This window comes from Halomonas sp. S3-1-1 (assembly GCF_023757625.1).
Lineage (GTDB): Bacteria > Pseudomonadota > Gammaproteobacteria > Pseudomonadales > Halomonadaceae > Vreelandella.
Genome location: NZ_JALGBZ010000001.1, coordinates 542,746 through 563,046, shown reverse-complemented (window position 1 = coordinate 563,046; position 20,301 = coordinate 542,746). Strand labels below are relative to the sequence as shown.

Genomic DNA, 20,301 nt, shown 5'->3' with positions numbered 1-20,301 from the left:
GAGGCTCTCTAACAGCGTACGGGCTCAGGATTCGACTTTCGGCGGCTCGACCTCGAGCTTCTGGGCGGCGATGACGGCTTGGGTGCGCGAGTGTACGCCGAGCTTGCGCAGGATCGCGGTAACGTGCGCCTTGATGGTGGCTTCCGACACGTTGAGCTCGAACGCGATCTGCTTGTTCAAGAGCCCTTCGGTGAGCATGTTCAGCACGCGAAACTGCTGCGGCGTGAGTGAGGCGATCGCCTCGGCAAAGCGTGACTCCTCTTCGCTGGTCTCTTCCAGAATCCCCGCCAGCGCTTCCGGCAGCCACACCTCGCCCTGCAGGATTTCGCCCACCGCTTCGGCGATCAGCGCAAGTGACGACGACTTGGGAATGAAGCCGGAGGCGCCGTAGTCGATCGCGCGGCGAACCACGTAGGGCTCGTCGCTGCCGGAGACCACCGCGACCGGCACGTCCGGCATATGGCCGCGCAGCTGGATCAGCCCGGAAAAGCCGTGGGCGCCGGGCATGTGCAGATCCAGCAGGATCAGGTCGGCGTCGGGGTGGCGGCTAACCGCCTCGGTCGTAGCGTCCATGGTATCGGCTTCGACGATCTCGGCCTGGGGAGCCAACTGACGCAACGCCTGAGTGAGCGCTGCCCGAAACAGCGGATGATCGTCTGCGACGATAAACTTATGGGCTACTGCCATGATATTCCTCCGGTTCCACGAGCGCGGGAAGTCTTCGCCGCAGCGACTGGCTCATTCGGTTGAAGCATGGTACCCCATGGGCTTTGAGATACAAAAGCACCACCACGCACAATTTATCACAGGTGGTCTGGCGCTAAAAAAGCGGTGCCGGCGTGAAGCCGGCACCCGAGCGGTTATGACCTGCGCTCAACTTACCATAGCTGACACTTTAACGCGTGCATTCCCTGGCGCCTGAATCGACGCACTTTTTGAAACGCTACTTCGAGGCGCGGTGCTCGATCAGATCGTCCACGACCGAGGGGTCGGCCAGCGTACTGGTGTCGCCCAGACCGTCGCACTCGTTGGCGGCGATCTTTCTAAGAATCCGGCGCATGATCTTGCCGGAGCGGGTCTTGGGCAGCCCCGGCGCCCACTGGATCACGTCCGGCGAGGCGATCGGGCCGATGTCCTTGCGCACCCACTGGGTCAGCTCTTTCTTGAGCTCCTCACTGGGCTCGACGCCGTCGTTGACGGTGACGTAAATGTAGATACCCTGGCCCTTGATGTCGTGGGGGAAGCCCACGACCGCGGCTTCGGCCACGGCGCTGTGCGCCACGAGCGAAGATTCGATTTCGGCAGTGCCCATGCGGTGGCCGGAGACGTTCAGCACGTCGTCGACCCGGCCGGTGATCCAGTAATCGCCATCTTCGTCGCGCCGGCAGCCGTCGCCTGTGAAGTACATGTTGTCGTAGGTCGAGAAGTAGGTCTGCACGAAGCGCTCGTGATCGCCCCAGATCGAGCGCGCCTGCCCCGGCCAGGCGTCCAGAATCACCAGATTGCCTTCGGTGGCTCCTTCGAGAATGTTGCCTTCGTTGTCGACCAGGGCCGGCTGGACACCGAAAAACGGCCGTGTCGCGGAGCCGGGCTTGAGATCCATGGCGCCTGGCAGCGGTGCGATCATGATGCCGCCGGTTTCGGTCTGCCACCAGGTATCGACGATCGGGCATTTTTCGTCGCCGATCACGCGGTAGAACCACTCCCAGGCTTCCGGGTTGATCGGCTCGCCTACCGAACCAAGAATGCGCAGCGACTCCCGCGAGCTCGAATCCATCACGCTATCGCCGTGGGCCATCAGCGCGCGTACCGCGGTCGGCGCGGTGTAGAGGATATTGACCTTGTGCTTGTCGACGATCTCGCCGATCCGCCCGTGGCTTGGGTAGCTCGGCACGCCTTCGAACATCACCGTGGTCGCGCCATTGGCCAGCGGCCCGTAGACGATATAGCTGTGGCCAGTGACCCAGCCGACGTCCGCCGTGCACCAGTAAACCTCGCCCTCCTGATAATCGAACACGTACTGGTGGGTCATCGACGCGTAGACCAGGTAGCCGCCGGTGGTGTGCTTGAGCCCCTTCGGCGCGCCGGTGGAGCCGGAGGTATAGAGAATGAACAGCGGGTCTTCCGCGCCCATCGCCTCGGGCTCGCACTCGGTGGACTGTTGATCGACCAGGTCATCGAACCAGAGATCGCGGCCTTCATTCCACTCGATATCGCCGCCGGTGCGCTTGACCACCAGCACGTTCTTGCACACATCGGTGCCGTCGCGGGTCAACGCGGCGTCGACGTTCTCTTTCAGCGGCACCTGCTTGCCGCCGCGCACGGACTCGTCGGCGGTGATGACGAGTTTGGAATCGGCGCCGATCACGCGCTGGGCGACCGCGTCCGGCGAGAAGCCGCCGAAGACCACCGAGTGCACCGCGCCGATGCGCGCGCAGGCGAGCATCGCCATGGCGGCTTCGGGGATCATCGGCATGTAGAGCGTCACCGTATCACCACGCTCGATCCCGAGCGATTTCAGCGCGTTGGCGAGCTGATTGGTGCGCGCGTGCAGCTCGCGGTAGGTGATGTGCTTGGAATCTTTCGGGTCGTCGCCTTCCCAGATGATCGCGGTCTGGTCGCCGCGCTTTTCGAGATGACGGTCGAGGCAGTTGGCGGCGACGTTGAGCGTGCCGTCCTCGAACCAGCGGATATCGACATTGTCGCGGGCAAAGGAGGTGTTCTTGATCGTGCTCGGCGCCTTGATCCACTCGAGCCGCTTGGCCTGTTCGGCCCAGAAGCCTTCCGGGTCATCGATGGAGCGCTGATAGAGAGCCTGATAGGTTTTCTGATCGGCCCACGCGTTGGAAGCGATGTGATCGCGCACCGGATAGACGTTTTTATGCTCGCTCATGACACAGCCTCGATCCGTGAAAATGCAGTGATTTTAAAACGTTAAGCCACAGCGTCGGGAGCGTGGCTTACCTTTATTGATGATTCAGCATAAACCTACTTAAGGCCCCTTCCTCTTAGACATTGGTAGTAGCCATTTTGCCATATAAAACAGATGCTTAATGCTCTATTTTGGTTCACTTTCGGCAATAAAGCGAAGCGCTGCGCCACATTTTTTACACGCATAGCGCCGCCCCCGGCGCGTCTGGGCGTGGCGCTGGCCGGTAAAATAGTGGCTCTGGCAGGCGCAGCGGTAGTGGTAGGGCCGGCGCTGGCTGTGCGCGATATCGAAGCGGTGAGTAACTCGCGGCACGAGCCAATAAAGCTCGCGCATCACGGTTTGCCACTCGCGCCCGTGGGGCTTGAGCCGCGGGCCGTTTTCCAAGTGAAACACCAGCCAGTGGGCCATTTCGTGGGGAATGACCTCGTCGAAGTACGCCTGGCGGTTATCCAGCAGCAGCGCCTGGTTAAAGCGCAGGCCGCCCCGGCCCAGGTGCGCCTGGCCGGCGCTGGCGCCTTTCAAATCGAACCACACCGTCGGGGCGGGCAGCGCCGGATGGACGTCACGGGCACAGGCAAGCGCTTCGTCGACGCGAGTTTGGGCGGCCTTGAGCAGCTCGGAGGCGCTCAGCGCGTTTAATCGCTCCGGCGGCCAGGCGGGCAGTGGTGAACGGCTCATTGATGATAAACTGACCCTTGAAGTGACGCTCATGAGTGTGAGTGCTCGCGCCGAATTTCTCAAAACCGATCGAACGAGGCCTTTTATGGCAAAGCCGCCTTCTGATGCGAGCAGTGACCACGCCGAGCAGCTTCCACCGGAGCCGCTGCTGGCCGACAACGAGCTCGACCGGCTCGACGACTTCCTCGACTCCGACCAGGTGGACGAGGATGCGCTGGACTTGATCTCCGCCCACGGCTTTCTGGTGGCGCTGGCCGTGGCCCCTAGCGAGCAACCCGCCGAGACTTGGCTCGAAGAGCTGTTTCAGGGCGAGCCCAACTACCAGAGCGACGCCGAGCGCGAGGAGATCACCGCGCTTTTGACCCGGCTTCGCGACAACGCGATTAGCGTGCTGGAGCAGGGTGGGCTGCCGGAGCTGCCGTTCGAGCTGACCCTTGACGGCATCGCTCCGGAAGAGACGCCGATCGGGGATTGGTGCGCCGGCTTCATGGAAGCGGTGTTCAGCGACGAAGCGGCCTGGTTTCAGGACGATGAAGAGGCCGCCGCCACGCTGCTGCTGCCCTTCATGCTGCTCTCGGGGCTTTTCGACGACGAGCCGGACATGGCAGAGCTTTCCAAGGATACCGCCCGCCAGGAGGAGCTGGTCGGCCAACTGCCGGAACTCGTGCTCGACCTGTACCTGCACTACCGCGTGCCGCCAGAAACCGCCAAGCCCAAGCCGCGCCCAAAAAAGCCAGCCGGCGGCAAAAAACCGCCCAGGGGCCCAAAGCGCTAGGCCACTATTTCAAGCGCGTTACCACCGCGTCCAGCAGCCCGTAAAGCCACTCGCGGGCGCGCTGGGGCCAGGGCCTGGCCGCCCAGGCGCGGGCGTCCACTTCGTCGCTTGCGGCGAAGTTGCGCTCAAAAAGCGCCTGCACCTCGCTCGCCATGGCGGGCGAGCGGATCTCCTGGTTCGCCTCCATGTTGTAATGAAGATTCCAGTGGTCGAAGTTGCAGGAACCAATGCTGACCCAGTCGTCCACCAGCACGAACTTGGCGTGAATGAAGGTCGGCTGGAATTCGAAAATTCGCACGCCGGCTTTCAATAGCGCCTGATAAAAGCGCTGGCCCGCGTAGCGCACGCCCGGATGGTCGTGCTTTTGCCCTGGCAGCAGCAGGCGCACGTCGACGCCGCGCCTGGCCGCTCGGGCCAGCCGCCGTCGCAGCGCAAAGGTGGGCACAAAATACGGCGTACAGAGCCAGAGCCTGGTGTTCGAGGCGCGCACCTGAGCGTGCAGCGAGTGGCGAATCGCTTGGTAGCGGTAGCCGCGCGCCGGCATCACCCGCCCGGGGGCGCCGTCCTCGAAGTGCGGCGGCGCCAAGCGCGGGGCGAGCGCCGGGCGCGGGCTCTGTTTGTCGTGGCGGGTCAGCTTCGAGCGCCAAAGCCGTCGAAACAGCGCCTCCCAGTCTGCCACTGCCGGGCCTTCTACCCGCACGGCGATCTCGTACCAGGCGTTCAGGAACTCGTCCACCGCGCCGAAGCCGCCGGTGAACGCCACGCGCCCGTCGACCACCACGATCTTGCGATGATCGCGGCTTAAATTGCGCGCCAGCGAGTGAAGCCCCAGCGGGTTGAAAAACGCCAGTGCCACACCGCCCTGCATCAGCCGTGTGCGGTCCGCGTTTTCAAGGCCCATGGCGCCGTAGCCATCGAGCAGCAGATACACCTGCACGCCGCGAGCGCAGGCATCGATCAGCGTTTGGCTCAGTCGGTCAGCGAGTTCGCCGGACTCCATCAGATAGAGTTCGACCAGCACGTAGTGCTCGGCGGTATCGATCGCCTCGAGCATGTCAGGCAGAAATACCGCCGCTTCCGGCAGCAGGGTGAAGCGATTACCGTCGCGCCATAGAGGCGACATGGCGATTCCTTGGGCGTTAACGTGATTTGGCGAGCGAACGGTGCACGTAGAGGTCGTATCGGCTGGTCTTGCCCGCCAGCGTATGGTTGGGCGCCGGCCCCTCGATCGGCGGCGCCTTGCGCGGGCGCTTGACCACCACCCGGTGGGTGGCAACGTCCAGCGCCTGCTCTAAAAGCCTGGGCGCGTCGTCGTCGCTGCCGGCCAGGCGCTGGAAAAGACGCATCTCCTTTTTCACCAGCGCCGACTTGTCGCGGTGGGGGAACATCGGGTCGAGATGGATCACCTGAGGCTCGAACGCCGCCTCGTCGATCAGTGCGGCAAGCGACGTGGCGCTGTCGCCGTGGCTGAGCGACATGCGCGCAGCGATCTCTTCCACCTCGGTATCCAACAGCGCCCGCGCTAGGCCGTCACGCAGCAGCGCGGCGATCGCCGGCACCCGCTCGATGAGCAGCACCGGCGCGCCGAGACTCGCCAGCACGAAAGCGTCGCGGCCAAGCCCGGCGGTAGCGTCCACGATACTCGGCGTCACGCCTTTAGCGAGCCCGCACGCCTTGGCCACGAGCTGGCCGCGCCCGCCGCCGAACTGGCGCCGGTGTCCTGCCTTGCCACCAACGAAGTCCACGCTCAGCGGGTGGCCAAACACCTTAGGGTCGCCGCAAAGCGCCAAACGTCCGTCCACGGTTTGAAGCGAAAGCCCTTCGGGCAGTACGGGATCGCCCGGCGCCAAGCCTGCGCTCACGCGGGCTTTTTCCAGGCAACGTCGTTTCGCAGGTACACCGGCTGCACCTCGATGGGCGCGCGTCCTGCGCCGGCTTCCAGCCCGCGCAGGCCAATCCAGGCCATCTCCTCGGCCCGGGGTTCGAGATCTGTCAGGTGCTGGGTCATGCTCGCCTTCAAAAGATCGTCGAACTGCGCCCATAGCGCGAAGCCCGAGCCGACGCCGATCCAGTCGGTTTGCTGGTCCGGTAACATGACGCGTGCGGGGTCGATCACCACCTCTTCGTCGCAAAGGCTCGCCTGGTCCTCTCGGCAGCGCCAGGCGGCGGTGTAGACCTCGCCCATGCGCGCATCTAGCGCGGTGACGATGTGGCGAAAGTGGTAGCGCCGATGGGCTTGGAGTGCCAGCGCCTCGAGCGTCGATACCCCGACCAGCGGACAGTCGAGCCCGAAGGCGAGCCCCTGGGCGGCCCCCGCGGCGATTCGCAGGCCGGTGAACGACCCCGGCCCCTGGCCGTAGGCGACGCCGTCGAGCTCCTTCGGTGTAATACCGGCCTCCCCCAGCACCTCGTCGATCATCGGCAAAAGCCGGCTGGTATGCGCGCGCGGGGTGTGCTCGAAGCGCGCCAAGCACTCGCGGTGCTCGCCTTCGGCGCGAATCAGCGCCGCTGAACAGGCGCTCGACGAGGCGTCCAGGGCGAGAAGGTATGACGACATGGCGACTAGATACTCCAAACGGCAAAAGGCGCGAGCGCGTAACGCCCGGCCTTCGACACTCGAAAAAGAAGCGGCGCCGGCGGCGAGCGTCGGCGCTTAGTGAGGGTTAGCTTAGCGCGTCTTTCACCTGCTGGGTAATATCGGCGACGCTGCCCACGCCTTTCACACGGTGATACTGCGGCGCGGCGTCCGGCTCGGCCTCGGCCCACTGCTGGTAGTAGTCCACCAGCGGCTCGGTCTGATCGTGATAGACCGATAGGCGGTTGCGCACGGTGGATTCCTGATCGTCCTCACGCTGGATCAGAGCTTCGCCGGTGACGTCGTCCTTACCCGGCTCTTTCGGCGGGTTGTGGTCGATGTGGTAGACGCGGCCAGAGGCCGAGTGCACGCGTCGGCCGGCCATACGGTCGACGATCTCTTCGTCCGGCACGGCGATTTCGAGTACGTGGTCGATCTTAACGCCGCCTTCGCGCATCGCATCCGCTTGGGGAATGGTGCGGGGGAAGCCGTCGAACAGAAAGCCGTTCTCGCAGTCGGGCTGGCTGATGCGCTCTTTCACCAGCGCGATGATGATGTCGTCAGACACCAGGCCCCCGGTCTTCATGATTTCCTGGACTTTCAAACCGAGCTCGGTGCCGTCCTTGATCGCCGTGCGGAGCATGTCGCCGGTAGAGATCTGCGGAATCTTGAACCGCTCGCAAATGAATCGGGCCTGGGTTCCCTTACCCGCGCCTGGGGCACCCAACAAGATCAAACGCATGGCACTGCTCCTCGAGTCGTAAAACGTGCAAAGGTGGATAGCATTCAAAGTAAAAAGAGAATGCAAAGACAATAACCGGGCGACCCCAGCGGCACAACTCTCCAAAAGCCTCAGAGAGCGGCTTTTTTTCGCCTGAACGGCGCCGGGTCACCGCTGGAAGAATCAAAACGCAAGCGGCGCCCATAAAAATGGGCGCCGCTGGCCATCCGTCGCTGCGTGCTTAGAGCAGCAGGCGGCGGATGTCGGTCAGTACGTCGGCCAAAAACGCGGTGAAGCGCGCAGCGTCGGCACCGTTGATCGCACGGTGATCGTAGGAGAGCGACAGCGGCATCATCAAACGCGGCTGGAAGGCAGCGCCGTCCCAGACCGGTTTCATCTGCGACTTCGACACGCCCAGGATCGCCACTTCCGGCGCGTTGACGATCGGGGTGAACGCCGTGCCGCCGATCGAGCCGAGGCTCGAAATGGTGAAGCAGCCGCCGGTCATCTCGTCACGCTTGAGCTTCTTGCTCTGCGCCTTCTTGCCAAGCTCGGCCATCTCCTTGGCGATGTCGATCAGAGACTTCTTGTCGGCATCGCGCAGCACAGGCACCATCAACCCTTCCGGGGTATCCACGGCGATACCGATGTGGACGTACTTCTTCCACACCAGCGTCTCGCCGTCGCCCTTGAGGCTGACGTTGAACTGCGGGAACTTGCGCAGCGCAAAGGCGCACGCCTTGACCAAAAACGGCAGCGGCGTGAGCTTTGCGCCCTGGGCTTCGGCTTCGGCCTTCATCGACTTGCGGAAGTTCTCGAGTTCGGTGATGTCCGCCTCGTCGAACTGGGTCACGTGGGGCACGTTGAGCCAGCTTCTGTGCAGATTGGTCGCGCCCATCTTGAGCAAACGCCCCATCGGCTTCTCTTCCACTTCGCCAAACTGGCTGAAGTCGACCTCCGGCACCGCCGGAATACCCGCGCCGCCGCTTGAGGCCTGAGCACCGGACTGAGCCGGCGCACTCTCTTTTTGAGACAGCGCCTGCTTGACGTAAGCCTGCACGTCCTCTTTCAGGATGCGCTCTTTCGGGCCGCTGGGCTTGACCAGCTCCAGGTCGACGCCAAACTCACGAGCGAGCATGCGCACTGCGGGGCCGGCGTGGACGAGCTTGCCATCGCGGGGCTTGTGCGCCGCCATGGCCGCCTCTGGGCTCGGCGAGCCGCCGGGGCTCTCGCTCTTGCCGCCCTTGTCGCCGCCCTTGCTCTTGCCGCTGTCGGCCTTCGCTTCGGACTTTTTGGCGCTGCCCTCGGCCTGCTTATCAGAAGCGGCTTTCTTCTCCTGCTTTTTGGCAGATTTTTTGCCGCCGCTGGACGCCACTTCGATGTAGGCAATGACGTCGCCTTCGGAGACGGTATCGCCTTCCTTGACGCTGATTTCGACCAGCTTGCCCTTATAGGGGCTCGGCACGTCCATCGACGCCTTGTCGGACTCCAGCGTGATCAGCGCGTCTTCTTCGTTGATCTCGTCGCCAACAGACGCCGCAATCTCGATGACCGGCACGTCCGAGGAGCCGGAAAGATCCGGTACGCGGACTTCCTTGCGCTCGGTAGCGCCGCTTTCGTCGTCGCCATCGTCCTCGTCGTCGCTTTCTTCATCGTCCGGCGTGGCAACGTCGTTTTGATCGGCGGAGGCCTTGGGCTCGTCGTCGGCACTATCGCCAGCACTCTCATCAGCGGTGTCGTCGTCATCGCTGCCTTCGCCTTCGATCTCGATCTGACCGATCACGTCGCCTTCGGAGACGGTGTCGCCTTCCTTGACGGTGAACTTGACGATCTTGCCGCCGTGCGGGCTCGGCACGTCCATCGACGCCTTGTCGGACTCCAGCGTGATCAGCGCGTCTTCAGCGCTGACGCTGTCGCCTTCGCTTACGGCGACTTCGATGATCTCGACGTTTTCCGAGCCGCCCAGATCCGGGACCACGATGTCCACGGTCTGCTTGCCGCCACCGGATTTTTTGGCTGAAGAGCTGCTCTTCTCGCTCTTTTGGCTATCCGGCTCGTCAGCGCTCTCCTGCTCGTCTGACGATTCTGATTCGTCGGCGCTTTCCGGCTCTTCGGCGTCGTCGCTATCGTCGCCGTCACCTTCGACTTCAAGCTCGAGGATGTCGTCGCCTTCGGAGACCTTATCGCCTTCCTTGACCAGCACCTTGACGACCTTGCCGCCCTTGGGCGAGGGCACATCCATACTGGCCTTGTCGGATTCCAGCGTGATCAGGGCGTCTTCCGCTTCGATGACGTCGCCTTCTGACACCGCAATCTCGATGATTTCGACATCGGTATCGCCACCGATATCGGGAACTTTGATGATTTCGCTACTCAAGGTCGCGCTCCTTCCAAATCGGATCGAGCCGGCGGGTAAACCCGCCGGGCTGCGGTTTAGCTGATCAGCGGGTTAGGCTTACTGGCGTCGATGCCGTACTTCGCGATCGCCTCTCCCACCAGCTTGCGTTCGATATCGCCACGCTCGGCAAGTGCGCGCAGAGCGGCGACGACGACGAAGTGACGATCCACCTCGAAGAAGCTTCTCAGCTTCTCGCGGGTGTCGGAGCGGCCGAACCCGTCGGTGCCCAGCACGGTGTACTCAGTGGGTACCCAGGCGCGCACCTGGTCGGCGTAAAGCTTCATGTAGTCCGTCGAGGCGATGGCCGGCCCCTCGCGCCCCTCCAGGCACTTAGTGACGTGCGGCTTTTGCGCCTCGGCATCCGGGTTCAGGAAGGCTTCGCGATCAAGCGTCAGCGCTTCGCGGCGCAGCTCGTTGAAGCTGGTCACGCTCCAGATGTCGGCGCCCACATGCCAGTCTTCGGCCAGAAGCTCGGCGGCGGCTTCGACTTCGCGCAGGATCGTGCCGGAGCCCAGAAGCTGAACGCGGCCCTTGTCGCCTTTCGTTTCGCGCAGCAGGTACATGCCCTTGACGATATCCTCGGTGGGCACGTCCTCAAATTCCGGATGCTCGTAGTTCTCGTTCATCACGGTCAGGTAGTAGAAGCAGTTCTCCTTGTCGGTGAACATGCGCTTCAAACCGTCCTGAACGATGACCGCAACCTCGTGACCGTAGGTCGGGTCGTAGCTACGGCAGTTCGGAATGGTCGAGGCCTGGATCAAGCTGTGGCCATCCTGGTGCTGCAACCCTTCGCCGTTGAGCGTGGTGCGCCCGGCGGTGCCGCCGACCATGAAGCCGCGCGCCTGCAGATCGCCCGCCGCCCAAGCCAGATCCCCGATACGCTGGAAGCCGAACATCGAGTAGTAGATGTAAAACGGCAGCAATGTGACGTGGTTGTTGCTATAGGAGGTCGCGGCCGCCATCCAGGCCGACATCGCGCCCGCCTCGGTGATACCTTCCTCGAGAACCTGACCTTTCTGGTCCTCGCGGTAATACATGATCTGGCCTTTATCGACCGGCTCGTACTTCTGCCCCGCCGCGGAGTAGATACCGAGCTGGCGGAACATGCCTTCCATACCGAAGGTACGCGCTTCATCCGGGATGATCGGCACGACGTATTTGCCGAGCTTCTTGTCCTTGACCAGGCCGTTCAACACACGCACAAACGACATGGTGGTGGAGACTTCGCGGCCCTTGGAGCCGCCGAGCTGCGAGGCGAAGGTCTTGTCTTCGAGGCTCGGGATCTCGAGCGCCTCGAAATCGCTTTGGCGCGCCGGCAGGTAGCCGTTCAGACGCTCGCGCTGCAGGTGCATGTACTTGAGCTCCGGGGAATCCTCCTCGGGCTTGTAGTACGGCACTTCCTTGAGCTGCTCGTCAGACAGCGGAATACCGAAGCGGTCGCGGAATTTCTTCAGCGCTTCGTACTCCATGCTCTTGACCTGGTGGGCTTCGTTGGCCGCTTCGCCGTCGCCGCTACCCATACCGTAACCCTTGACGGTATGCGCCAGGATGACGGTGGGCTTGCCGTTTTGGGTGTTCACGGCTTCGTGGTAGGCCGAGTAGACCTTGAACGGGTCGTGGCCGCCGCGGTTGAGCTTCCAGATGTCCTCGTCGGAGAGGTCCTTGACCATCTCCTCGGTCTCCGGGTACTTGCCGAAGAAGTGCTCGCGAGTATAAGCGCCACCGTTGGCCTTGTAGTTCTGGTACTCGCCGTCGACGGCTTCGTCCATCCGCTTTTGCAGAACGCCCTTCTTGTCCTTTTCGAACAGCGGGTCCCAGTGGCGGCCCCAGACGACCTTGATCACGTTCCAATCGGCACCGCGGAAAACGCCTTCGAGCTCGTCCATCACGCGGGAGTTGCCGCGCACCGGCCCGTCGAGGCGCTGCAGGTTGCAGTTGATAACGAAGATCAGGTTGTCGAGGTTTTCACGCCCGGCCAGCGAGATCGCGCCCAGGGATTCCGGCTCGTCGCACTCGCCGTCGCCCATGAAGCACCAGATCTTGCGGTCGTACATGTTCTTGAGCTCGCGATGATGCAGATACTTCATCACGTGCGCCTGGTAGATCGCCTGAATCGGGCCCAGACCCATGGAAACCGTCGGGAACTGCCAGTACTCCGGCATCAGCCAAGGGTGCGGATAAGATGAGAGGCCGTCGCCGTCGACTTCCTGGCGGAAGCTGTCCATCTGTTCTTCAGAGAGACGGCCTTCCAGATAGGAGCGCGCGTAGATGCCCGGTGCCACGTGGCCCTGGATGTAGACCAGATCTCCCGCGAAGTCGTCTTTTGCGGCGCGGAAGAAGTGGTTGAAGCCCACGTCATAGAGCGTGGCCGAGGACATGAAGCTTGCGATGTGGCCACCCAGCCCAGGGTTTGCGCGGTTGTTGCGGATGACCTGAGCGATCGCGTTGTAGCGGATCAGCGAGCGGATGCGCCGCTCCATGAACAAGTCGCCCGGCATCTGCGCTTCGCGATGAACCGGAATGGTGTTGCGGTGCGGGGTCGTCACCGAGAAGGGCACCTTCATCCCGTCCCGACGCATACGATCCGCCAGGCGGGTCATCAGGTAGCGGGCGCGATCTTCGCCCTCACGATCCAGAACCGATTCCAGGGATTCAAGCCACTCCGTGGTTTCGACCGGATCGAGATCTTCTCTTGTCTCCAGACTCATAGAGGTCTCTCCGAATGACGATAAATGACAATACGCCCGCTACCCTTTTGGGGATGGGGCGGCTGCGACGTTGAGCCGCCAGGGCCGATAGTGAGGCCGAGCTTGCGCGTCTAACAGGTTTTTGGTTCTACATTCAAAGCGCTTGCGAGGTAAACGGCGCCTTCAAATGTAGGGGAGTTACACAGGGGCCATGCAGGTTAGCCTTTTGTATATAGAAGATACCGCAAAGTCGCTATTCTGCCAATTCTCGCGCAATGGAAATTCCATCCAAAACAACATATTGCACCGCAACATAGCTGTTTTGGAAGGCATTTCCAAAGCATTTTAAGTCCACGAATGTAGTCAAACTACCGTTTTATTCTCTTGGGAATGAATCACTTTGGTGCGCTCGCACCTTTTTCACGCCTTCATGCGCTCAGCGCTACGTTACACTGCGCGAAAGTGCGAGGCGCTGGCGGTAGTAGGCCCAATCAAACGCCGGGCCCGGGTCCTCCTTGCGAAGCGGAGCAACGTGGGCATGACTGGTGATGCGCTGCTCATCCAAAAGCGGGTAGCGCGCCATCAGCCAGCGCGTCAACGCCACCAGGCTTTCGTACTGGGCGCGGGTAAACGGGGTTTCACCGTCGCCTTCGAGCTCGACGCCAACGGAGAAGTCGTTGAGCGCTTGGCGCGCGGCGCTTAAGCGCGGGTCGAACCAACGCGAGCGGCCGGCGTGCCAGGCGCGCCGGTCGGTATCGACGAACTGCACGCAGGCGCCGTCGCGGCGAATCAGAAAATGCGCCGAGACGCGAAGGTGCGCGATCGTCTCGAAAAACGGATGCTCGCCCGGGTCGAGCGTGTTGGTGAACAGCGCCTCGATGGCCGGGCCGCCGAACTCGCCGGGCGGCAGGCTAATGGCGTGAACGACGAGAAGCGATACCTCACCTTCTGGCCGGGCGTCCTGGTTGGGTGAATCGATGGGGCGGGCGCCGGGCCAGACGCCCGACTTGCTGGACTGAGCCACCAGGGCTTTCTCCTTTGATGAGCTAAAAATCGGCGACTCAGGTCTCGACGGCGCTGAGCGCCTTGCTCATGCGGTAGCGCTTGAGCCACTGGCCACCGCGCTCGACCCACTGCTCGCCGTGATTTTCGAACCCGCGGCGCTCCAGACGCTCGAACAGCACCAGACTCGCCTCGATATCGACCCGCCCGGCGCCTTGCTCGAGCAGCAGCCGCTCGGCGTGAATCAGCAGGGTGCTGCCGATGCCGCGCCCGGCAAGCGAGGGCCAGACGTAGAGCGTATTGATGAGCGCGTTTTTGACGTCGAGCTCCAAAAAGCCAACGCAGCGTCCGTCACATACCGCGACGATCGTGGTGTAGAAAGCGTGGCGCGCCGCCCAGGCGCTCGCCTCTCGCGGCAGCGCACAGGCCCAGGCCTCGCGCTCGGCCAGGCCATAGTGGCTGGCAGCGCCCTGCATCACCGCATGATAAAACACCTCGGCCTGGTCCGCGGCGTCGCGCGATAGCGCCTGACGGTAGGTGATTCGGGCGGCGGCGGGCTTCGAGGATGAGAGCTCGTTATGGGTCGACATGCACTACCTCGGGCAGACGGGGCGCCAAACGCGCGCGATAAAATGGCAGGGTTTATACTGGGTCGCTTGCAGCGGGCAGGCGCTCGCCTGCCTTCTTTCAAGCGCTCATCTCAGCACAAGGTTACGCGATGCACAACGCCGCGCCTCTTTCGCTTGCGACCCTAGGGGTCATCACCAGCGACTATCCGGACAAGTTCGGCATTCCGCGCCAGCCGGGGCTGGCCCCCGCGGCACGGGCAAGTCTCGAGCTCTTGCCGCCCTACAACGACCCGCTGACAGTGCGCGGACTCGAGGCGTTCAGCCACCTGTGGCTGAGCTTCGTGTTCCACCAGAGCCCGGAACGCTGGACGCCTTTGGTGCGCCCGCCGCGCCTTGGTGGCAACCAGAAGGTCGGCGTGTTCGCTAGCCGCAGCACCCACCGCCCCAACCGGCTGGGGCTTTCGCTGGTCGAATTGGCAGGCATCGAGCTCGACGGCGGCGTGCGCCTGTACCTCACGGGGTGCGATCTGGTCAGCGGCACGCCTGTCGTGGATATCAAACCTTACCTGCCCTGGGCGGAGTCGCAGCCCCAGGCGCGGGCGGGCTTCGCGCCCGAGGCGCCGGCGCTAAAGCGGGTGGTGTTTAGCGGGGCGGCGCAGGAGGCGCTTGCCCACCGCGAAGACAGCGCCTCGCTTCACGCGCTGATCGAGCAGGTGATCGGCCAGGACCCGCGCCCGGCCTACCACGCCGACATGGCGCGTGTTTACGGGGTGCGCCTTCGCGATGTGGACGTGAAATTTCGCGGCTGTAAAGACGACGCCACCACCCTGGAGGTGGTGGCGATCGAGCCGTACAGGCAATAGCACAGGGTCGCCCCTGGGCGTCAGCGCTTAGGCGGGAAAGGTAATGCCGAGCCGGCGGCCGACTTCCTCGTAGGCCTCGATCACGCCGCCCAGGCCCTGGCGGAAGCGGTCCTTGTCCATCTTCTCGCGGGTGTTGGCGTCCCACAGGCGGCAGCCGTCCGGGGAGAACTCGTCGCCGAGCACGACCTCGCCCTTGAACACGCCGAACTCAAGCTTGTAGTCGACCAGTATCATGTCGCCTTCTGCGAAAAGCTGCTTGAGCACCTGGTTGACCTTGAAGGTGAGCTTTTTCATCTGAGCGAGCTGCTCAGGCGTGGCCCAGCCGAAGGTTTCCGCCAATGATTCGTTGATCATCGGGTCGCCCTTCTCATCGTTTTTCAAAAACAGCTCGAAGGTGGGCGGGGTGAGCTCACTGCCCTCTTCGATGCCCAGCCGCTTAACCAGACCACCAGCGGCGACGTTGCGCACCACGCACTCCACCGGAATCATGTCCATCTTCTTGACCAGACTCTCGGTATCAGAGAGCTGCTTTTCGAAGTGGGTGGGAATACCGGCTTCTTCCAGACGCTCCATGATGAAGGCGTTGAAGACGTTGTTCACCATGCCCTTGCGCGCCAGCGACTCCTTTTTCTTGCCGTCGAAGGCGCTGGTGTCGTCGCGAAACGTCAGAACCAGCAGGTCCGGGTCATCGGTGGTGTAAACCGATTTTGCTTTGCCAGCGTAGAGTTCGTCACGCTTTTCCATACAAGCTCCGAAATAGAATAAAAACGTTAGCGCAGGTAGCCGGAAACGCGCTCGAGGAGTTCACGCTGGTCTTCAGCGCTTAGCTCGCGATCGCTTTCGTTGATCGCGCGCAGCACGCTCTGATTACCCTGAGGCTCAAGCACTAGGCGAATGTTTTGGGTCATGCGGCGAACGTCCCGGCTGAAAACGACCTCGATCGGGTTGCGGCCCTCTTCCGAGGCGGTCATGTAGTTGACCAAAAACGAATAGTTTTCCGGCGATTTTTCGAGCAGCTCGCGACGGTTCTCGACGGTGAAATCGAGCGTCAGGTAGTGGTCGAGCTCGGCCCAAACGCGCTCGGCGGTTTGCGGGATGGCCACTTCCCAGGCGCCGTTTTGCTGGCGGATCTCGACGGTGCGCGCGTTGGCAAGGCGCTGGGCGTTCCAGGAAGAAGCGCTGGCGGTCGCACTGCGCGCGCCCAGGTACTCTTCCAGCGCGTTGAGGCAGTTACCCACGGCGCGACCGCCCTGCTCGCAGCGCACTTCGCTGCTGCCGGCGCGCAGCGCGCTTTGAAGCGACAGCGTCCCTTGGCGCGTTTCGATCACGCCCTGGTTGGCGTCGCTTCGCTGAATTCCAAGGCCCCGGCTCTGAGCGAAGGCTTCCAGCTGCGGCCAGACCGCGCCGGTATCGGCGGCGACCACCAGCCAGACGTCGCTTCCGACTTGGCGGCGCTCGACGAACTCTGGCTGCAGGCCGCTGCCCATCGCAAGCGACGGTGGCGGCGCGACATCGGCGGCGCCGTCGACTTGGCTTCCCTGTAGCGCGGCTTGAGGCACCGGCATGGCGTCGTTATAGCGCTGCTCGTTGCGGCTCTCCGGCAACACCAGCGGCGGAGCGGGCCGCACGTCGGTGTAGTCGAGGTTACGGTCGTCGTAAAAGCCTTCGCGGGCGCAGCCGGCAAGCGCTACCCCCATTACGAGCGTCAGCGGTATCCATTTCAGCGCGGGTCTTTCAAGCATGGAGCTCATCAAGCCACCTTAAGTCAACAGTTCTCTTGCCCGGCACTGGCCGGGCCCAAGGGTCGGGCGCCGCGGATTACTCCTCGACGACGCCTGCCAACTGCAGCGCTTCACTCACAGTGGCGTGGTATTTTTCCGAAAGCCAGGTCAGCGGCAGGCGAATCCCGGCGTCCATGTAGCCCATGCGGTTGAGCGACCACTTGACCGGAATCGGGTTGGCCTCGATCCCTAAGTTGGTGTGCAGCGGCATCAGGCGCGTGTTGATCTGGTGCGCTTTCTCGCTATCGCCGTTGACCGCCGCGGTGCACAGCTCGTGCATGGCGTTGGGCACCACGTTGGCGGTGACCGAAATATCGCCGTGACCACCCATCAGCATGAAGTCACAGGCGGTCGCGTCGTCGCCGGAGTAGAGCATGAAATCGCTGCCCTTCAAGCGGGCAATTAGATCCTCGGCACGCTCAAGGTTCCCCGTGGCGTCCTTCAAACCGATGATATTGTCGACCTCGGCCAGCCGCACCACGGTTTCGTTGTAGAGATCCGAGCAGGTGCGCCCCGGCACGTTGTACATGATGACCGGCAGTTTGCTGCCCTCGGCCACTGCCTTAAAGTGCTGGTACAGACCTTCCTGGGTGGGCTTGTTGTAGTAAGGGCAGACCGACAGGCAGTAGTCCGCACCGACTTCGCTGGCGTAGCGGGCAAGCTCGACCGCCTCGGACGTGGCGTTGGCGCCGGTGCCGGCAATGACCGGAATACGCCCGTTGACCTCTTCCACCACGCTTCGGATGACGTCGAAGTGCTCGGCAAAGGACATGGTGGTCGGCTCGCCGGTGGTGCCCGCGGCGACGATGGCGTCGGTGCCGTTCTCAAGGTGGAAGTTCACCAGACGACGTAACGCCTCCCAGTCGATATCGCCATTGACCTTCATTGGCGTCGCCAGGGCGACTATGCTGCCTGTGATCATCCGTCTATTCCTCACCTGATAGCGGCGCCCGGTCGCCCGGGCGCATCGTTGCAAAAATCGTCGTGTTGAATCGATCGTCGTTTCACGGCGCATCGCACTAACTGCGCCCTGCCCTCGACCGCCACGCTCAAGGGCCAAATGGTACTCAGCGGATTCGAGCCTGTACAGCGTAAAGCGCGTCGAGTTTGTACGAGCCGCGCTCCAAAGCCCGGTCAGGCTTTGACACGGTGCGTCGCGTTGCGTGTAATCGAGCGCTCATCTCACGACACTCACCTCTCGATATATACTTCATAACACTCACTTCACGAAAAAAAGGAGCACGCTCATGGCCGTGGAATTAGGTAAACCCGTCCCGAATTTCAGCGCCCCCGCCACCAGCGACAGCACCGTCGAGCTTTCGAGCTACAAGGGCCAGCAGGTGGTGATCTACTTCTACCCCAAGGCGAGCACGCCGGGCTGCACCACCGAAGGCGGCGACTTTCGCGATCGCATGGAGGACTTCAAGGCGGCCAACACGGTCGTCATCGGGGTCTCCCGCGACGGCCTGCGCGCCCAGGAGAACTTCAAGGCCAAACAGGACTTCAACTTCGAGCTGATCTCCGATAAGGACGAAACCGTGTGCCAGCTTTTTGACGTCATCAAGCTCAAGAAGATGTACGGCAAGGAGCACCTGGGGATCGAACGCAGCACATTCCTGCTCGACAAAAACGGCGTTCTGGCCCACGAATGGCGCGGCGTCAAGGTGCCCGGCCACGTAGACGAGGTGCTTGAAAAGGCCCAGGCGCTCGACCAGCAAAGCGCTTAAATGCCCTTTGAAAAAGAGCGCCCAAACGCCAAGCGCCCGCCCTGTCAGGACGGGCGCTTGGCGTTTTACCGTTAGCGCAGCGGCGTGCGGTCTTCGGTCAAAATCGCGTTATCCATCGGCGCGTGGCTTGGGTCGTCGCGGCGCGGCCAGGCGTAGACCAGTGCTTTCAAGAGTGTGGCCAGAGGAATGGCGAAGAACACGCCCCAGAAGCCCCAGATACCGCCGAAAAAGAGCACGGCGACGATGATCGAGACCGGATGGATGTTATTGGTCTCGGAGAACAGAATTGGCGAGAGCACGTTGCCATCCAGCGCCTGAATGATGCCGTAGGCCAGAATCACGTAGGCGAACTGCTCGCTCAAACCGAACTGAAAGCCCGCCACCGCCGCTACGGGCAGGGTAGCCACCGCGGCGCCAATGAACGGCACCAGTACCGAGAAACCGACCAGCACGGACAAAAGCGCGGTGTAGGGCAGCCCAAACAGCGTGAAGGTGAAAAACGCCACCGTGCCGACGATGATGATCTCGATCGACTTGCCGCGAATGTAGTTGGCGATCTGATGATCCATTTCGCGCCAGATGCGCGTCAAAAGCGTGCGCTTTTGCGGCAAAAGCGAGAGGATGAACCCCACCAGCTGCTCGCGGTCCTTGAGCATGAACAGCACCAGAATCGGCACCAGCACCAGGTAGATAATGATCGACATCACGTTGCCAAGCGAGGTCAGCGACAGCGTCAGCGCGCGCTGACCCAGCTGGCTGATCTCGCGGCTGGCCACGCCCACCCAGTTCTGCATCTGATCCGGCGTGATCAGGTTGGGGTAGCGGGCCTGAAGATCGTCGAGCCAGGCCTGGCCGCTGGCGAACATGCGCGGCGACTCCTGCACCAGCCCTACGAGCTGGTTCCAGATCAGCGGCATCAAAAAGAACGCCAGGGTCAAAAGCGCCCCGACGAAAACCACAAAAACGAGGATCACCGCCAGCAGATGCGGGACGCCGCGGCGGGTAAAAATATTCACCACCCCTTGAAGCAGAAAGGCCAGCACCAGCGCGGTGAAAAACGGCGCCAGCATGCGCCCAAACCAGATGATCGCGGCAAACCCGGCCACCAGCACGAGCAGCAGAATCAGCGCCTCTTCGTCGGAAAAGTAGCGCTCTACCCAGCTTTTCAGGATGCTGCGCACGGTCATAAGGACGAACCTCCCGCCTTGCGTATCCAGAAATGGTAACGACCGTTTTCGTGTTCGCGCCTTTCGAGCGTGTGCGCGCTTTGCTCGGCGAACGAGGTAATATCGCGCCACGAGCCTTGGTCGTCAGCCACGACTTCCAGAAGCCCTCCCGGGCCGAGCGGCGCCAGCGCCTGTTTGGCTTTCAAAAGCGGCAGCGGGCAGGCGAGCCCACAGGCGTCGACGACCGCATCTGGCGCAAGCGGCGCTGGCGCCTTTTGATCACACCCTTCATCATCGGTCATGGTGACTCCCTTAAAATGCCTGGGCAAAGCTGGCATTGTGACATAAACCTGGTGTTCACCGATGCGCTTTCGCGTTTGATTTAACGGCACTTCCCGGTTCGAATCAACGTCTCACCGCCCAACGG

At 62.5% G+C, this 20,301-nt stretch carries 19 protein-coding genes; 3 read left to right on the top strand and 16 right to left on the bottom strand.

Going from position 1 to position 20,301, the window contains the following annotated elements; translation table 11 throughout:
* Positions 1-24: 24 nt before the first annotated feature.
* The 3 genes from MQW23_RS02725 to MQW23_RS02715 all read right to left on the bottom strand — a co-directional run bounded on the left by MQW23_RS02725 (position 25) and on the right by MQW23_RS02715 (position 3,610).
* Positions 25-687: a response regulator gene (locus MQW23_RS02725; protein WP_252106281.1), complete on the bottom strand. Its 663-nt coding sequence runs from the start codon at positions 685-687 to the stop codon at positions 25-27.
* A gap of 256 nt (positions 688-943) precedes the next feature.
* Positions 944-2,893: an acetate--CoA ligase gene (gene acs, locus MQW23_RS02720; protein WP_252106280.1), complete on the bottom strand. Its 1,950-nt coding sequence runs from the start codon at positions 2,891-2,893 to the stop codon at positions 944-946.
* 165 nt (positions 2,894-3,058) lie between these two features.
* Positions 3,059-3,610, bottom strand: a complete 552-nt coding sequence (locus MQW23_RS02715) for a SprT family zinc-dependent metalloprotease (RefSeq protein WP_252106279.1) — start codon at positions 3,608-3,610, stop codon at positions 3,059-3,061.
* 85 nt (positions 3,611-3,695) lie between these two features.
* Here MQW23_RS02715 and MQW23_RS02710 point away from each other — a divergent pair, with 85 nt between their 5' ends.
* Positions 3,696-4,385 carry a YecA/YgfB family protein gene (locus tag MQW23_RS02710; protein ID WP_252106278.1) on the top strand — a complete coding sequence of 230 codons (690 nt, stop codon included), beginning with the start codon at positions 3,696-3,698 and terminating at the stop codon, positions 4,383-4,385.
* Positions 4,386-4,389: 4 nt separating this feature from the next.
* On the opposite strand, the gene MQW23_RS02705 is transcribed toward MQW23_RS02710, so the two are convergent.
* The 8 genes from MQW23_RS02705 to MQW23_RS02670 all read right to left on the bottom strand — a co-directional run bounded on the left by MQW23_RS02705 (position 4,390) and on the right by MQW23_RS02670 (position 14,358).
* Positions 4,390-5,508, bottom strand: coding sequence for a phospholipase D-like domain-containing protein (locus MQW23_RS02705; RefSeq protein ID WP_252106277.1), 1,119 nt, complete (start codon positions 5,506-5,508; stop codon positions 4,390-4,392).
* 16 nt (positions 5,509-5,524) lie between these two features.
* Complete coding sequence (locus MQW23_RS02700; protein ID WP_252106276.1) at positions 5,525-6,247, bottom strand: class I SAM-dependent methyltransferase; 723 nt, start codon at positions 6,245-6,247, stop codon at positions 5,525-5,527.
* Complete coding sequence (gene tsaB, locus MQW23_RS02695; protein ID WP_252106275.1) at positions 6,244-6,942, bottom strand: tRNA (adenosine(37)-N6)-threonylcarbamoyltransferase complex dimerization subunit type 1 TsaB; 699 nt, start codon at positions 6,940-6,942, stop codon at positions 6,244-6,246. Before tsaB ends, MQW23_RS02700 begins: the two co-directional genes overlap by 4 nt.
* Positions 6,943-7,048: 106 nt before the next feature.
* Positions 7,049-7,702, bottom strand: coding sequence for an adenylate kinase (gene adk / locus MQW23_RS02690; RefSeq protein WP_252106274.1), 654 nt, complete (start codon positions 7,700-7,702; stop codon positions 7,049-7,051).
* 220 nt (positions 7,703-7,922) lie between these two features.
* Positions 7,923-10,058, bottom strand: a complete 2,136-nt coding sequence (gene aceF / locus MQW23_RS02685; RefSeq protein WP_252106273.1) for a pyruvate dehydrogenase complex dihydrolipoyllysine-residue acetyltransferase — start codon at positions 10,056-10,058, stop codon at positions 7,923-7,925.
* 56 nt (positions 10,059-10,114) lie between these two features.
* Positions 10,115-12,787 carry a pyruvate dehydrogenase (acetyl-transferring), homodimeric type gene (aceE, locus tag MQW23_RS02680; protein ID WP_252106272.1) on the bottom strand — a complete coding sequence of 891 codons (2,673 nt, stop codon included), beginning with the start codon at positions 12,785-12,787 and terminating at the stop codon, positions 10,115-10,117.
* Positions 12,788-13,208: 421 nt separating this feature from the next.
* On the bottom strand, positions 13,209-13,790 hold the full coding sequence (gene ampD, locus MQW23_RS02675) for a 1,6-anhydro-N-acetylmuramyl-L-alanine amidase AmpD (RefSeq protein WP_252106271.1): 582 nt from the start codon (positions 13,788-13,790) through the stop codon (positions 13,209-13,211).
* Positions 13,791-13,827: 37 nt separating this feature from the next.
* On the bottom strand, positions 13,828-14,358 hold the full coding sequence (locus tag MQW23_RS02670) for a GNAT family N-acetyltransferase (protein ID WP_252106270.1): 531 nt from the start codon (positions 14,356-14,358) through the stop codon (positions 13,828-13,830).
* 128 nt (positions 14,359-14,486) lie between these two features.
* On the opposite strand from MQW23_RS02670, the gene tsaA reads away from it, so the two are divergent.
* Positions 14,487-15,200, top strand: a complete 714-nt coding sequence (gene tsaA / locus MQW23_RS02665) for a tRNA (N6-threonylcarbamoyladenosine(37)-N6)-methyltransferase TrmO (RefSeq protein WP_252106269.1) — start codon at positions 14,487-14,489, stop codon at positions 15,198-15,200.
* Positions 15,201-15,227: 27 nt separating this feature from the next.
* On the opposite strand, the gene purC is transcribed toward tsaA, so the two are convergent.
* From purC to dapA, 3 genes are all read right to left on the bottom strand, one after another.
* The gene (gene purC / locus MQW23_RS02660) at positions 15,228-15,944 is read right to left on the bottom strand and encodes a phosphoribosylaminoimidazolesuccinocarboxamide synthase (protein WP_252106268.1); all 717 of its coding nucleotides are present in this window, start codon (positions 15,942-15,944) and stop codon (positions 15,228-15,230) included.
* 26 nt (positions 15,945-15,970) lie between these two features.
* Positions 15,971-16,951: an NlpB/DapX family lipoprotein gene (locus tag MQW23_RS02655; protein WP_252106267.1), complete on the bottom strand. Its 981-nt coding sequence runs from the start codon at positions 16,949-16,951 to the stop codon at positions 15,971-15,973.
* Between the two features lie 67 nt (positions 16,952-17,018).
* Positions 17,019-17,903, bottom strand: a complete 885-nt coding sequence (gene dapA / locus MQW23_RS02650) for a 4-hydroxy-tetrahydrodipicolinate synthase (protein ID WP_252106266.1) — start codon at positions 17,901-17,903, stop codon at positions 17,019-17,021.
* Between the two features lie 325 nt (positions 17,904-18,228).
* On the opposite strand from dapA, the gene MQW23_RS02645 reads away from it, so the two are divergent.
* Positions 18,229-18,708 carry a peroxiredoxin gene (locus MQW23_RS02645; protein WP_252106265.1) on the top strand — a complete coding sequence of 160 codons (480 nt, stop codon included), beginning with the start codon at positions 18,229-18,231 and terminating at the stop codon, positions 18,706-18,708.
* 71 nt (positions 18,709-18,779) lie between these two features.
* Here the strand turns inward: MQW23_RS02645 and MQW23_RS02640 are convergent, their stop codons facing one another.
* Both MQW23_RS02640 and MQW23_RS02635 read right to left on the bottom strand, forming a co-directional pair.
* A complete protein-coding gene (locus tag MQW23_RS02640; RefSeq protein WP_252106264.1) occupies positions 18,780-19,895 on the bottom strand; it encodes an AI-2E family transporter in 1,116 nt (371 codons plus the stop codon).
* On the bottom strand, positions 19,892-20,176 hold the full coding sequence (locus tag MQW23_RS02635; RefSeq protein ID WP_252106263.1) for a sulfurtransferase TusA family protein: 285 nt from the start codon (positions 20,174-20,176) through the stop codon (positions 19,892-19,894). Before MQW23_RS02635 ends, MQW23_RS02640 begins: the two co-directional genes overlap by 4 nt.
* Positions 20,177-20,301 lie beyond the last annotated feature (125 nt).